Source organism: Planctomicrobium aquicomposti (assembly GCF_051466325.1).
GTDB lineage: Bacteria > Planctomycetota > Planctomycetia > Planctomycetales > Planctomycetaceae > Planctomicrobium.
Genome location: NZ_CP195792.1, coordinates 2,742,673 through 2,755,838 on the forward strand (window position 1 = coordinate 2,742,673; position 13,166 = coordinate 2,755,838).

A 13,166-nucleotide genomic window follows, 5' to 3' on the forward strand; every position below is an offset into this window, starting at 1 on the left:
GTTTGAAAAATCAGTTTTGAAGCCGAGTGAGGCGTTTGCTCATCAGGTTGACCATGGCGATGTCGGTCACCGTTTCACTCGACTCGGGTGTTCGTTCGTAGTCTCGGGAGTGTCGTCGATAGCGGGCCAGCCAGGCGAAGGTCCGCTCCACAACCCACCTTTTCGGCAAGACCACGAACGTCTTTTGCCCAACTGGCCTGAGGACAACCTGCAAGACCCAACCGAATGTCTGCCGAACCCACATTGGCAGTTCCTTACGCCCATAGGCTGAGTCGGCAAATAAAACCTTCAATCTGGGACAGACCTGCCTCAACTTCATCAACAGAAAGCAGGCTCCGTCGTGATCCTGCCAGTACGCTCCGTGCACGACCAAGGCCACGATCAGGCCCAGCGTGTCGACGGCAATGTGCCGCTTGCGACCTGTGATTTGCTTGGCCCCATCGTATCCCCGCTCGAATCCCCCTGCTGCGGTCCGCACGGACTGACTGTCCAGAATCGCCACGCTGGGACGTTTTTTCTTTCCCCAAGCCCGGCGGAGCTGTTCCCTCAGGTGCCGGTGAATTTGTTCCCAGAGACCACTGCGAACCCATGGTCGGTAAATGCCATAGACCGTACTCCAGTTGGGAAAATCGCCAGGGAGCAATCTCCATTGGCAACCGGTTCTGACCACGTACCAGATGGCATCCAAAACCCACCGCCGATCGATGGGAGGACGCCCCCGACGGGAAGGTTGGGGAAGGTATTTCCGGATCAGTTGCCATTGCTCATCCGAGAGATTGCTGGAATACTTCGTCCTCAACACGGCTGCGGCTCCTTCCTGGGATTGCCAAGATGTTCCCAAGGGAGCCGTAGCCGTTTTTTCAATTCATCGCAATTTCAAAACACGTTCTAAGAAAGGAATGCACGCGACTCCGCGTCGAATGCTCCCCCCAGAATTCCCCTAAGGAATCCGCGTTTTCGTACTTTCAGCAACGCAAAGTGGCAGTGTGAGAAAAGCAGAAGTCCTGCAAAAACAGGGCTTCTGCCTGCATCCGCAACGCATTAGAAAGGGACTTTCAGACTACGGAACCGAAGGGTGGCGATGCGTTCCGGTGATCGTCAGAAACGCTCGATCCGGTACGGATGCGGGTCGAGATGAGGTGTCGCTCCCGTCAACATTTCCGCGACCAGCTTGCCGGTCGCCGTTGCCATCGACAACCCGAGCATGCTGTGCCCCGCTGCCATCCAGACGTTGTTCAGGCGTGGAATCCGCCCAATGATCGGTACGCCATCGCAGCTCATCGGACGCCAGCCGTACCACTTCTCGACGATCGGCTCTGACAAGGGCGTGTGCAGGTACATCCGGGCCGCATCGGTCAGCAGTTTCAACCGGTCATCCCGAAGTGTCTTGTCAAAACCGGCGAATTCCATCGTCGAACCTAACCGATAGGCGGTTGCACTGGGCGTGATGGCGACCCGATGGTCCTCCAGAATCATCGGATAGTTCGGGCAGCCTTCCGGGCGATGCATGGTGATCGAATAGCCCTTCCCCGGTTCAATCGGTACGGGAGCTTTCAGGTCTTTCTGCAGCAGGCGGGACCAGGCTCCGGTGGCGAAGACGACCTGATCAACGTCGATCTTTCCCTGACTGGTCTGCAGCGCCTGCAGCCCCCGGTCATTCCGGATCAAGCCTGTCACTTCACAGTTTTCCCGCAGGGCGATTCCCTGTGCGAGCAGCCGCTGCCGCCACGATTCCATCAGCATGTCCGGACGCAGATGTGCATCGCAGTCGTAAAGCCAGGCACCGGCCACAACTGGTTTGAGTGCCGGCTCCAGCTTCAGCAAGGCTTCCGCATCCAGCCGAGTGGCTCCCTGTCCGTATTCCTTGCGAAGCAGTTCATCCACTTTGGCGAACTCTTCAAAGTGATGGGGATCCTGATGCACAAACAGCAACCCGCGGGTCTCCCAGTCACAGTCGCCAAGCAACTTGGCGGCGAACAGTTCGTCGTAGAGCTGTCGGGAGGAAGCGAGCAAGGCATGTCGGGCGTGTCCTGCCTGAATCATGTCCTTCTGGTTACACCGCAGCGCGAACCGGAGAAACCAGCTCCAGAGGTGGTAGTCAAATCTCGCCCGGATTTTGAACGGGGAGTTCCGCTGAAACAATGTTTTCAGCGACGAACTGATTGCCCCTGGTTTGCAGAGCGGCAGAATATGGCTCGGCGAAACATAGCCACAATTTCCGTGCGAACAGGCTCCCGCGAACGTCCCCTGATCCAGCAGAAGCACGGAGACTCCCCGGTTCGCAAGATAGTGGGCACAGGCTGACCCGATCACCCCTGCTCCCACAACCACCACCGGGCGGGTCGCTTTTGCGGGAGAATTCCTGAACGGGATATTTTCAACAGGGGCAGTGGCGGCGGACTTCAAGGACGCTTCCTCAGGGCATAGGCCAATTTCCGGCGGGTCAGCTGTCGACATCATCGACACTCGCTGCCCGGAAATTTTGGCCTGACACAATTACTATTTCGCCCACGCGGCGAACTCGCAATCATAAATCGCGCAAAAGTCTTATGAAGTGGCGCAAGAAGCTCGACGGCGCCCGTCGATTCGCCGTACCTGGGGAGGAGGATTGGCCAGCTCCGATGCGATTCCGGAAAGGGATCCGTCTTTCGATCACCCCATCATCTGCAGCCGGCCTATTGGGAACTGACCTCGATATCGATGACGTTCGGGCCGGGTGCAATCGTCTTGACGATCGTTGCCTGCTCAAGCTGTGTCACATTCTCCGGGAGCTTCACTTTGGGCAACGGGACCCCGTCGATCAACGAATTCGGAGTCAAGGTGACACGGTATTCTCCACAGGGAATGTCGGTGGCACCTCTCCCCCGATAGAGCTCGTAACGACCTTCGGCCTTGGCTGCCCCCATCACCGAGGTCCCATCGGCCTGCGAATGGAAAATGACATCAAAGCCCCCCATCGGCTGACCATCGACAATGACGGTCCCGTGCACGGTCCCGACAGCATTGCGGGAGCACCCGGCGATGAGTCCGAGGGCGATCAAGGTTGCACTCAAGAAAAACGGACGAGGCATGGGGCGTCACACCTTGGTTGACAATCAGGTGAATTGGAAGTGGAAGGACTCGCCTTCGGCAGGAATCGGCGGAGCATTTGGACGACGCAAACCAAAGCGTCAGCTCGCTGAGTGGAAAATCTCCTGCCGCACAGCGTCTCGCACGATGCGGCAGGAGCCTTCGCTCGAACACATCACTCAGAATTCGCCGACGGGAAGGCCATCGGCACGCATGGCAAGACGCTGATAGAGGGGGCTGTAGTTGATGTTCTCCGAAATGAACCTCACTGCCCCATCTCCCAGCAGTGCATGAACGCCCCCTTCATGCAGACTGCTCACTGCCTTTCCGACATTCGAAGTCGATGTCACGGAATAGTCGAAGTTGATCCGGAACGTGGCGTGCGTCAGGATTTTATACGGACCGACCTGCTGGTCCTTTCGGCCAATGCCGGGCCAGACGGACGCCTGAAAGGTCCATCCCGATTCCGCTGCCGGTCCGCCGTCCCGTTCGCTGACAAAGAGCGTATTGGAGGTGCCGTCTGTGATCTCCCGCAGATTCAGATAGGAGGTGCCAAAGAAACTGCCGAGCGCGTCATTGCCACCCGGGGAATCCGCGGTGGAGTTCAGTGTCAGCGCGGAACCACCTTGCGGAACACCTCCCCCGTAGGCGACGTAGTTGGAAGTTCCCAGTTCATAGTGGCTCGTCGATGCATTCCCGGTGAACGGAGCCAGATTATTCAAATTCGGCGTCGTGTCAGACGGGCAACGAAAGACACTGAGAGGTGTCTGCAGCATTGTCCGGGTCGCTTCGGGTGCAGAGGCGACGTAGCGTTCTTTCAGTGCCGGATTTCCGGGGGAGAGCTGCTGACAGAGATTGGCCTGGTCCACATAGGGAAGCAGCATGGTCGGCCAGCCGTAAATCGCCACGTTGTTCTTCGATTCAAAGGCGTAACCGGCGGGAAGACGGTTGTGCACATCATGATAGTTGTGAAAGGCCAGTCCCATCTGCTTCAGGTTGTTCTTGCACTGCGAACGACGAGCCGCTTCACGCGCCTGTTGGACCGCAGGCAGCAGCAGTGCGATCAGGACTGCGATAATCGCAATCACCACGAGCAGTTCGATCAATGTGAAACCGACTCGAACACTTCGCAGCCTTCCTCTTTCCGAAAAACGCGCGCGACACGTCTGGATCTGACTCACGGCGGACACCTCCTCAAACGGACGATGAAGGAAATAACGGGGCTATTCTTGTCAGCACGTGCCGTCAAATACCAACCGCAATTGCGCAAAAAAACTGACGCATTGCGCAACGCGATCGACCGCCTTCTGAACCGCGAAGATTCGTCGCGAGGGAAGTGTTACCAGTATTGGGGGCAGGTCGTGGTTGGTGAAACGGCAGGGTCAGCGCTGGTGCTCTGCGTCGAGGGCCAGACGATTTGACATTCACGGGCAATTGCATCGCAAACCACGACGATCGGTTGTTCGAGCTGCGCGACTCGGTCCCTGAGAAGCACCATGCACTCTCACGAGCGGTCGCGTAACGATGTCGGCTTAATGCCCAGATATTTCCGGAACGCGTGCGCCAGCTCACTGCTGCTGGAGAAGTTGCAGGCTTCCGCCACTTCAGCGACAGATTTTCTGGACTCAAGCAGCATGTTGCGGGCATGTTCCAGGCGTGTTCTTCGAATCTCTTCAGAGAGAGACCGGTTCAACGTCTTCCGGAACCGTTGCTCCAGTGATCGACGTGACACAGGAAATGCCCGCAGGATGTCGGGGACACGAATCCCTTCACAGGCGCGCGACCGGATGAACCGAATCACATCGGCAATGACCGGATCAGCAACCGCCAGAACTTCCGTGGAATGCCGGGGAATGACCCGTAAAGGGCTGACCCGAATCGACTCTTGCGGAACGGTCTCTCCCCGCATCAGGTTCTCAAGAAGTCTGCACGCCTCCTGGGCGATTCCTGCGCAATCCAGCTCAATGCTGGAGATCGGGGGGGATGCAATGCTGCACAGCAGGTCGTCCGTATCTCCCGACAGGATCGCCACTTCGTCGGGAACGTGAATTCCCTCCCACTGGCAGATGTCGGAAATCTGCCGTGCGGGATAAGGATCGGGAGAGTAGATCGCCAAGGGGCCCGGCAGCGAACGAATCCAGGACGTGACCTGCTCGAAGTCCACATTCCAGCTCAGCTGATCCTGCCGGAATTCTCCGAACCCGTGGCAAGAGAAACCCGCCTCTTCCACAAGACGCTGGAAGATCTTCAGTCGTCGGTCCGGATAGCGGTTGATCGGTGGAGCGTAGTAAGCAAAATGCGCGAAGTTACGGGACCGGAAATGATCAAACGCCAATTGGCTCCGCACCTGATCGTCCGTAACGACCCGTCCCAGCCAGGTCTCATTGACCATCACATTTTCGACGTCGACAGCCGGAATGCCACTGTCACGAATATGCTGCGCGGTGAGACTGTCCCGCAGCATCACAATGGCGCCGTCCCCTTTCCAGGCATCAGGCAGACGAAGTCGCCCCTCGACATCGCGCGGAGAGAGAATGAGTGCCCACCGATTCTTTTGCGCGTAGCGGGCGACCGCCTCAACAATACTTCGGCCCCAATTGTCTCCCGTGTCGATCAGAACGGCGATGGAGTGCGTGTAATTGGGCATCTGGCTCACTTTGTTGAGGACGACGTCGAGAGGTCGAGTTCCTTTGGTTCCGAGTCAGCAAGAACCAGAAGAATTCAGTTCGCCCCGTGCATCTGTCGTGGCGGATAGCCATGCCACACGAGAGGCTTCCCGATCTTATCGGCCTGTTTGGTTTCCAGTGCGCGAAGAACTTCGAGAACGGTCCGGTTCGTGGGCAACTCCTTGCCGAGTTTCACCAGCACGTCGTTGGGAACCTGCAGCGAGCCCGCCGCTGGACCTCCTTCCTTGAATGCCCCCTTCTGGTCGAAAACCGCCCAGTAGACGCTGCGGGCGTATGCCTTGGCACCATCCCGAGCTTTGACGGCGTCCCCCCCCTTCACCCGCTGTCCGCTCACCTGATAAAGATCGCGACGTTCAAAAACAATCGCGATCACGTTCCAGTCTTTCCCACCGAACAATCCAAACATGCGATCCCCGCTCAGAATCAGGACAACGAGAGGCGGGAGAATTGGACACCCGGCACAGGGGCAGGTCAATGGCTGGACGCACTGGTTTTCGGGGCACGGTTCAGACCAGGACCGCCCCGTCCACCGGGGTTTCAATGGCCTCAAACACGGGGGAAAAGCCTGCTCTCCTGCCGGGAATTGCCGATGTGGTCATCATTTTTCCAGCGGTCCGCAGCCCTTTTTTCAGTCACAACTCCATGTTTTAATGAACCTTACGCGGATTACGCCGGGGCAATTCGGGTTTCGCTGAAAGCGGCAATACAGTTTGACTTAGCGTCATTTTCTGAGTCTAATATTGCCTGTCACGAGACCTCCTGAGGGGTCAGGGCGGAATTTCCGCAGCCGGTTTCGTGCCTGCCGAGGGGTCGGCAGTCAGGATGTGAGAATTCGTTTAAGTCTCGTGGAATAGTTTTTCGGAACTCAATGGAGTCGCCGTTCTTGGGATCGGCTCCGGTCTGTGCACACGGAGTGCGCGGCCGCGAGCGAAATTCAGGATCTCGTTGAAAACCGCGGAGTTTTTACGTCGCAGATTCGATTTCGCGACGTCCGGGCTCCGATATCAACGTCAGGTGCTGAGCTTCGTTGACTTGGAAGGTCTAGCAATGATGGCTGGAACTGTTGCTCCCCGGGTGGTCATCACCGGTGTGGGTGTCATTTCCCCGGTCGGAATTGGAAACGATCGCTTCTGGGAGAATCTGTCCGCCGGTCGGTCCGGAATTGGACCGCTGCGCTCTTTTGCCTCCGAAAGCCTCCCCTGCAAGCTGGCAGCGGAAATTCACGATTTCGATCCACTGCGCTACGTCTATCAGAAAAAATTCCTCAAGGTGATGTCCCGCGACATCCAGCTCGGGGTCTCCGCAGCCTCTCTGGCCATGAAAGACGCCGGCCTGGCAGCAGGCGACGTCGATCCGGACCGCCTCGGTGTCGAATTCGGTGCGGGGCATATCTCATTCACCCCCGATGAGCTGGCGGAAGCAGCCCGCGATTTTCAGGATCCACACGGCAGCGAAGGTTACACCCGCTGGGGTGAAGATGCGCTGGGGAAAATCGCTCCCCTGTGGCTGCTGCGGCAGCTGCCGAACATGCCCGCCTGCCATGTGGCGATCGAGTACGAAGCCCGTGGGCCGAACAATACAATCACCAGCGCTGATGCCTCCGCTCTGCTGGCCCTGCAGGAAGCGATGCGCTGTATCAACCGGAATCAGGCCGACGTGATGATTGTCGGAGCCTGCAGCTCCAGCATTCATCCGGTCGACATTGCCCGCATCAGTCTCTTCGACAGCCTGTCCCGCCAGCAGGATCCCCAGCAGGGTTGCCGACCATTTGATCGCGACCGCGATGGCACGATCATTGGCGAAGGGGCGGCTGTGTTCGTCATCGAGAGTTACGAACACGCTGTTGCCCGCGGCGCCGAGATCTACTGCGATGTGCTCGCTGTCGGTGCCGGCTGTGATGGCTCAGGCTATGAAAACGGCTCGGGTGGACGCGGGCTGGCCAGCGCCATTCGCAACGCGATGAATCGTGCGGGAATTTCGCCGCGCGAGCTGGGACATATCAATGCTCATGGCAAGAGCACCCGCCGCGACGACTTCGTGGAAGCCAAGGCCTATCGAAACGTCTTCGGAGACGATGCGGACCGCATTCCGGTCACTGCGCTGAAGAGCTATTTCGGCAATTTCGACGCCGGTTCCGGAGCCGTGGAACTGGCTGGGAGCGTGCTGGCCCTCAAGCATGGAATTCTCCCTGCCACGCTGAATTACAAGCATCCGGATCCGCAGTGCCGGTTGAACGTGGCCCGCGAACCGCAACGGCTGACGTCTTCACTCGCGATGAGTGTGAACCGCACTGCAATGGGCCAGAGCGCCGCTGCCATCTTGCGTGCCGTCTAACCCAGCCCGGGGCCATCTCACAAAGACTGCATGAACCGTCGCCGCAGTACGGCAGACGGTTCTGGATCGGTCGCCTCTTGGTCAGTCGTCGGATCTTCTGCGCGGCGACAGGAGATTGCGCCCTGCCCGAAAACCAGGGAAGGCCCCATCCCCGGAGACTCTTGCGAAGATCTCTGGAGCGCAATTTCCTGCCCCGGAACTGGCAGTCACCAGTCTAACAATCAGTCCCTGGATTCAGGGGAAAAAGGGCCCGCCAATCAGCACTGCTGACCTTCGTCCGAGCCCACCGCAGTCGGATCCCGGCGAGGATTCCTGCGGTATTCTATTCCGCCTTGGTCTTCGCCGATTCCGTCAGGTGCGGCAGCAGCAGATCCGTCCAAAGAGCATAGCCTTTCTCACTCAGATGCAGTCCATCAGCGACGAACAGATCGGTCGGCGGCGTCGGTTGTCCGTTCATCATCGGGGCATCGACGTCGACAAAAGTCAGCAGCGGATCTTCCACGCAGTCCATGGCAATCAGGGCATTGGCAGCCCGCACCCGGTGCACCAGATTCCAGCGTTTGTTGCTCGGCTTGATACCGATGTAGATGATGCGTGCTTCCGGCAGTGCCTGATGAGCCTTCGCGACAAATGCGCGAAAGTCCTGATAGACCTCGTAGGGTGTCCGCTGCCGACTGATGTCATTGTCGCCGGCATAGAGCACAATGATTTTCGGCTTGAGCGGAACAACCAGTCGATCGAAGAACTCCACCGAATCCGCCAGGACCGAGCCGCCGAAGCCGTTGTTGGTCACATTCAGGCCGGGGAACCACTTTTCTACGTCCCAGAGACGAATGCTGGAACTGCCGATGAACACGATCCCACCCGGAGGGGGGAGCGGCTTTTCAGCGAGTTTCTTGGTAGTGGCTTCGAATTTCGAAACCGGCTTGGCCTCCTGTGTTGTCCCTTTCTCCGCGAACACGGGAGAAACAGCCAGGAGCGAACAGGCAACGAGACTGAAAAGAAATCGCGTCAGATTCTGCATTGTGATTGATATCCTCGAAGCGGTGGGGGGGCCCGAGGCATCAATCTACCCCAATTGAACTGGCTCAACCAGCCTGCCTGTCACGGCGGTGTTGAACTCCACAGCTCCGGGATCGTGCTCGCCAGAATTTCGCGGATCGCGTCCCGGTCCGCAGGGGAGAGGTACTCGTACTTCTCACCTCCATTGCCTGCGAGAATCTCCTTCAGACGACCCGTCACCCAATTCTTCATGATCGGCGGAAGCGATGCGAATTGCGGCGAATAAATGAGATAGCTGCAGGGGTATCGGAAAAGTCTGCGCTGCAGATCCAGCTGACGCAGCGAACGACCCTGCGAATCGATCGGCCCCCGCTGCGAGAACGTGCCGGCAAAGTCGGTCGTCCCGCTCATGGGACTGAGCAAGAGGGCTTCGTCACACATCAGCAGTCCCTGCACCAGTTTCTCGCCAGCATTCTCGATCCGGCGCTTCGTGCTTTCGAGTTGTTCGCCAGTCCCTTCGTTAAATGCCTTGTGATACTCCGACTCATAGTACAGGGCCCGTTGAGCCGTGTAGTGCGCGGCAGTGAGCAGGTTCTGGACATAGGCCTGATGCTCAAACACCATCAGCGCTGCCAGATCGCTGTGAGGCGTCAGGTAGTTCTCAACGTTGAACCGGGAACGGAGGTCCTGCACATTGTGGCCTGCTTCGTTGTCCCACGTGTCAGGCAGTGTGCGACCACGGACGATCAGATTGCCGCGATGCTTCTGCTCACCATGCGTCCCGGTGACGTACCATCCTCCCCAGCGGTCTGCGATGGGGGTCGAATGATTGACGGAATGCGAGCCGGCATTGAACAGCGGCTGCCCCCCCGCATCGACAAAGAGCGAACGAATCAGATGCCCCGGAATCTGACTCGACTGTGTGACACTATGGCATTGCAGGCAGCGATCGGTCTCACGAACCAGACGGGGCTGAAACTCCTGTCCCTGTTTCAGCGTGTAGAACACCGTTCCCAGACGGGGATCCGTCGATGAGATCTCGATCAGTTCACCCGCGTGGCAATAGCCGACATAGACCTCGTCATTGAAATACAGCGCCCGAGGGGTCCGCGGGTTGATCCGGTGCCGCTGCTGACTCGTTTTTGAGTACACCAGCAGCTGCGAATCGACGGGAATCTGCAATTCCTGCAACAGATCAGGAAGGTATCCGAACTTCGGATCCACCTTCAGCTCCAGTTCTCCCAGTTCCAGACGCTGTTGCAGCCGGGAGACCGGGTCGTCCGGCGTCGCGAGACTGTAGCGGATCGGCGCGGATTCAAACTCGTCGGCTGCCTGAACGAATCGTGAATGCAGACCGATCAGCAGGCCGAACACCAAGACCAGGTCAAAGAGGAGGGAGATTCGTTTTTTCATCGAGTCGTCAGCAGTTCATCGCCCGCTGGAGGAGGACCTCGCGCAGCACGATGGCGTTATTGTGAAGTTCGTCTTTCGCACCATAAATCAACAACAGTGGGTGTTCGATGGTCACCCCCCGCAACTCCTCAAGCAGCTCGCGCTGCTGATGCAGTTCGTCACGATAGCGGCGGTTGAAGTCTGTCCAGCGCCGCGGATCATGGCGAAACCACTCTCGCAGCTCGGTTGAAGGGGCAATCTCCTTGCACCATCGATCGAGCTGGAGTTTGATTTTGGAAACTCCGCGGGGCCAAAGGCGATCCACCAGGACCCGGTATTCTCCTTCTTTTTTGCCCAGGTTGTAAGCGCGGGCAATCTGAATACGCGAAGCAATGAGCGCCACGTTCGTGCTCCTCTGCCTGACCTGTTTCCTTTCCGATGCCTCATGCCCCTCCCGCTGCCGCCTTCCGGGCAACGATCGCGTTTAACTGCGACAGCACCTCGGCCGGCACCAGTTGCTGCTGTTGGCACAGGTAGCCGAGTGATTTGCCATCGCAGGTACAATCAATCCCCAACGATTCCAGCAGCCTCATCGTTTGCGGGTGTTCGCGGATCCACTCCACAGCGGTCGACTCCAGCGTGCATTCGTCCACGGCACTCCCCTTCTGTCAGGCGTCTGCAGCGGTCAGCCTCTTTCCCGAAAGAGAGCAGGGTTAATGACTCGCGGGAGCAGCGGCCAGAATCTCCTGTCGGGGTCCAAAGAATTCAAAGCGGATCCGCTCCTCCTGCACCCCCAGTTCCTTGAGACCGGCATAGACCGCCTGCATGAATGGCTTTGGACCGCAGAAGTAAAACTGCGCTTCGCGGTAGGGAGTTTCATTCCGCAGAAAATCGAGGCTGATCGTCCCGATCCGGTCACAATGCCCTGCTTCAACATCACCGGCCAACGGTGCATCGTACAGGATGTGTGTCCGCACCTGCGCACTGCTCCCCCTCAGTTCGCGAATTTCTTCCTGAAAAGGCTGATGACGGCTGTTGCGGGCGGCATGGATGAAATGCACGGGTCGCTGCCCGGCTGACCGGGTCAGTGACTTCGCCATCGAGAGCAGAGGAGTCACACCGATACCACCCGCCAGCAGCACCACCGGCTGCGCTTCTCCACTCTCGGTCAAGGTGAACTCTCCGCAGGGTGGCCCCAGTTCAATCACATCTCCGGCATCAACGGCGTCATGCAGGTAGTTGGAAATCAGACCGTCCGGAGCGGTGTCGACAGCACGAGGTTCGCGCTTCACGCTGATGCGGTAATGCCCCGCTTGCGGATGGTCCGAAAGACTGTAGTTTCGGGGGGACGTGGGAGTCTGGGGATGATCGATGCGGACGGTCACATATTGACCTGCCTCGAACGGGGGAAGCTCACCACCATCTTCTGGCCGCAGATAAAAGGAGGTGACCACGTCACACTCGGGGACCTTTCGCTCCACGACAAACCTGCGATAGCCGTTCCAACCGCCGACCGCCTGTCGCTGCTGGTCATAAATCTGCTTCTCTCGTTGAATACAGACATCCGCCAGAAAGCCGTACGCTTCGCCCACTGCACCAAGGATTTCGTCGGTGGCCGCTGCTCCCAAGACATCCTTGATGGCCGCCAGCAGGTGTTTCCCGACAATCGGATAATGCTCCGGAAGGATTCCGAGCGAACAGTGTTTATGAGCGATCAGATTGACCGCCGGCCCCAGCACGGACAGATTGTCGATGTTGGCGAAGTAGGCACAGATCGCCCCCGCAAGTGCCCGCTGCTGTCCCCCGGAATGCTGATGTGCAGGATTGAAGAACGCTTTGACTTCCGGGTTACCTGCGAACATCAGTTCGTAAAACCGGCGGGTAATCGTTTCGGCGTTCGCCGCGACGACCGGGGTAATCTGTTTGACAATCTCAATCGTTTTGAGAGAAAGCATCGATTCGACTCCTGGAGCGCTCGGGAGCTTGTCGTGAAAAAGTTTTGCCGGTAACCTGAAACCTGCACCTCAAGGTACAGATTAAAATCTACATGTCAACATGCAGATTTGTTTCCCTGTTTCGAGAATCCCATGCTTTCGAAGACTGCGGAATACGCTCTCAGGGCGATCGTCTGCCTCGCAGCTCCTCCTCTGCAACCAGCTTCCGCAGATGCCCTTGCACGCAAGACGAAGGTGCCTCGGTCGTATCTGAACCGGGTGCTGCAGGACCTCGCTGCCGCTGGACTTCTGCATTCCCGCCCCGGTCCCGGGGGCGGACACGAACTGGCGCGACCGCCCGAAGAGGTAACGATTCTTGATGTTGTGAATGCCGTTGCGCCGATTGAGCGAATCCGCAAGTGCCCTCTCGGACTGGCGTCGCACACCTCTCTCTGCCCCCTGCATCGCCAGTTGGACGAAGCCTACGCCACCACTGAAGCCGCCTTTCGGGGCGTCACGCTGAGGGATTTGCTGGAATCAACCAGCTCAATCATTCCTCTCTGTGAAGTCGAGCAGGATTCAAGTGCAGTCCCCTTGCCATCGTAAACAGAAAATCTGGAATCAGCTTTTGACCTGAGCGGAGGGTTATGTATACTCCCGTTCAGTAATTATCAGCAAGCGTTAGAAACCGGGTACCGGGGTCCGCTGGTCACACCGGTCTCCCATGCCCGGAGCATCGCGAGGCAGA

Annotated in this window: 13 protein-coding genes; 2 read left to right on the forward strand and 11 right to left on the reverse strand. The window is 58.1% G+C overall.

Annotated elements, in window-relative coordinates; translation table 11 throughout:
* Positions 1-10 precede the first annotated feature (10 nt).
* From SH664x_RS10640 to SH664x_RS10665, 6 genes are all read right to left on the reverse strand, one after another.
* Entirely contained in the window at positions 11-802 is a 792-nt protein-coding gene (locus SH664x_RS10640) for an IS5 family transposase (protein ID WP_437200795.1), read from the reverse strand.
* Between the two features lie 296 nt (positions 803-1,098).
* Positions 1,099-2,406, reverse strand: coding sequence for an NAD(P)/FAD-dependent oxidoreductase (locus tag SH664x_RS10645; protein WP_437200796.1), 1,308 nt, complete (start codon positions 2,404-2,406; stop codon positions 1,099-1,101).
* 269 nt (positions 2,407-2,675) lie between these two features.
* Entirely contained in the window at positions 2,676-3,071 is a 396-nt protein-coding gene (locus SH664x_RS10650) for a hypothetical protein (protein WP_437200797.1), read from the reverse strand.
* A 177-nt stretch (positions 3,072-3,248) separates the two neighbouring features.
* Complete coding sequence (locus tag SH664x_RS10655; protein ID WP_437200798.1) at positions 3,249-4,175, reverse strand: DUF1559 family PulG-like putative transporter; 927 nt, start codon at positions 4,173-4,175, stop codon at positions 3,249-3,251.
* Positions 4,176-4,573: 398 nt separating this feature from the next.
* Positions 4,574-5,716, reverse strand: a complete 1,143-nt coding sequence (locus SH664x_RS10660) for a substrate-binding domain-containing protein (RefSeq protein ID WP_437200799.1) — start codon at positions 5,714-5,716, stop codon at positions 4,574-4,576.
* Positions 5,717-5,790: 74 nt separating this feature from the next.
* Positions 5,791-6,162, reverse strand: coding sequence for a hypothetical protein (locus SH664x_RS10665; RefSeq protein ID WP_437200800.1), 372 nt, complete (start codon positions 6,160-6,162; stop codon positions 5,791-5,793).
* A 641-nt stretch (positions 6,163-6,803) separates the two neighbouring features.
* On the opposite strand from SH664x_RS10665, the gene SH664x_RS10670 reads away from it, so the two are divergent.
* The gene (locus SH664x_RS10670) at positions 6,804-8,090 is read left to right on the forward strand and encodes a beta-ketoacyl-[acyl-carrier-protein] synthase family protein (protein WP_437200801.1); all 1,287 of its coding nucleotides are present in this window, start codon (positions 6,804-6,806) and stop codon (positions 8,088-8,090) included.
* Between the two features lie 322 nt (positions 8,091-8,412).
* Here SH664x_RS10670 and SH664x_RS10675 read toward each other — a convergent pair whose 3' ends face one another.
* The 5 genes from SH664x_RS10675 to hmpA form a co-directional block, all read right to left on the reverse strand.
* Positions 8,413-9,114 carry an SGNH/GDSL hydrolase family protein gene (locus tag SH664x_RS10675; protein ID WP_437200802.1) on the reverse strand — a complete coding sequence of 234 codons (702 nt, stop codon included), beginning with the start codon at positions 9,112-9,114 and terminating at the stop codon, positions 8,413-8,415.
* A gap of 80 nt (positions 9,115-9,194) precedes the next feature.
* Complete coding sequence (locus SH664x_RS10680; RefSeq protein WP_437200803.1) at positions 9,195-10,505, reverse strand: hypothetical protein; 1,311 nt, start codon at positions 10,503-10,505, stop codon at positions 9,195-9,197.
* 7 nt (positions 10,506-10,512) lie between these two features.
* Positions 10,513-10,887 carry a DUF488 domain-containing protein gene (locus SH664x_RS10685; protein WP_437200804.1) on the reverse strand — a complete coding sequence of 125 codons (375 nt, stop codon included), beginning with the start codon at positions 10,885-10,887 and terminating at the stop codon, positions 10,513-10,515.
* A gap of 40 nt (positions 10,888-10,927) precedes the next feature.
* Entirely contained in the window at positions 10,928-11,137 is a 210-nt protein-coding gene (locus SH664x_RS10690; protein WP_437200805.1) for a hypothetical protein, read from the reverse strand.
* A gap of 60 nt (positions 11,138-11,197) precedes the next feature.
* Positions 11,198-12,439 (reverse strand): NO-inducible flavohemoprotein, encoded by a 1,242-nt coding sequence (gene hmpA, locus SH664x_RS10695; protein WP_437200806.1) that lies wholly within the window; start codon positions 12,437-12,439, stop codon positions 11,198-11,200.
* 132 nt (positions 12,440-12,571) lie between these two features.
* On the opposite strand from hmpA, the gene SH664x_RS10700 reads away from it, so the two are divergent.
* Positions 12,572-13,024 carry an Rrf2 family transcriptional regulator gene (locus tag SH664x_RS10700; RefSeq protein ID WP_437200807.1) on the forward strand — a complete coding sequence of 151 codons (453 nt, stop codon included), beginning with the start codon at positions 12,572-12,574 and terminating at the stop codon, positions 13,022-13,024.
* The last annotated feature ends 142 nt before the right edge of the window (positions 13,025-13,166 follow it).

What these genes read in the sequence shown, in the direction of transcription:
- SH664x_RS10700 (WP_437200807.1), top strand. Translation starts at nt 12,572, where the DNA reads ATGCTTTCGAAGACTGCGGAATACGCTCTCAGGGCGATCGTCTGCCTC.
- hmpA (WP_437200806.1), bottom strand. Translation starts at nt 12,439, where the DNA reads ATGCTTTCTCTCAAAACGATTGAGATTGTCAAACAGATTACCCCGGTC.
- SH664x_RS10665 (WP_437200800.1), bottom strand. Translation starts at nt 6,162, where the DNA reads ATGTTTGGATTGTTCGGTGGGAAAGACTGGAACGTGATCGCGATTGTT.
- SH664x_RS10660 (WP_437200799.1), bottom strand. Translation starts at nt 5,716, where the DNA reads ATGCCCAATTACACGCACTCCATCGCCGTTCTGATCGACACGGGAGAC.
- SH664x_RS10680 (WP_437200803.1), bottom strand. Translation starts at nt 10,505, where the DNA reads ATGAAAAAACGAATCTCCCTCCTCTTTGACCTGGTCTTGGTGTTCGGC.
- SH664x_RS10675 (WP_437200802.1), bottom strand. Translation starts at nt 9,114, where the DNA reads ATGCAGAATCTGACGCGATTTCTTTTCAGTCTCGTTGCCTGTTCGCTC.
- SH664x_RS10670 (WP_437200801.1), top strand. Translation starts at nt 6,804, where the DNA reads ATGATGGCTGGAACTGTTGCTCCCCGGGTGGTCATCACCGGTGTGGGT.
- SH664x_RS10650 (WP_437200797.1), bottom strand. Translation starts at nt 3,071, where the DNA reads ATGCCTCGTCCGTTTTTCTTGAGTGCAACCTTGATCGCCCTCGGACTC.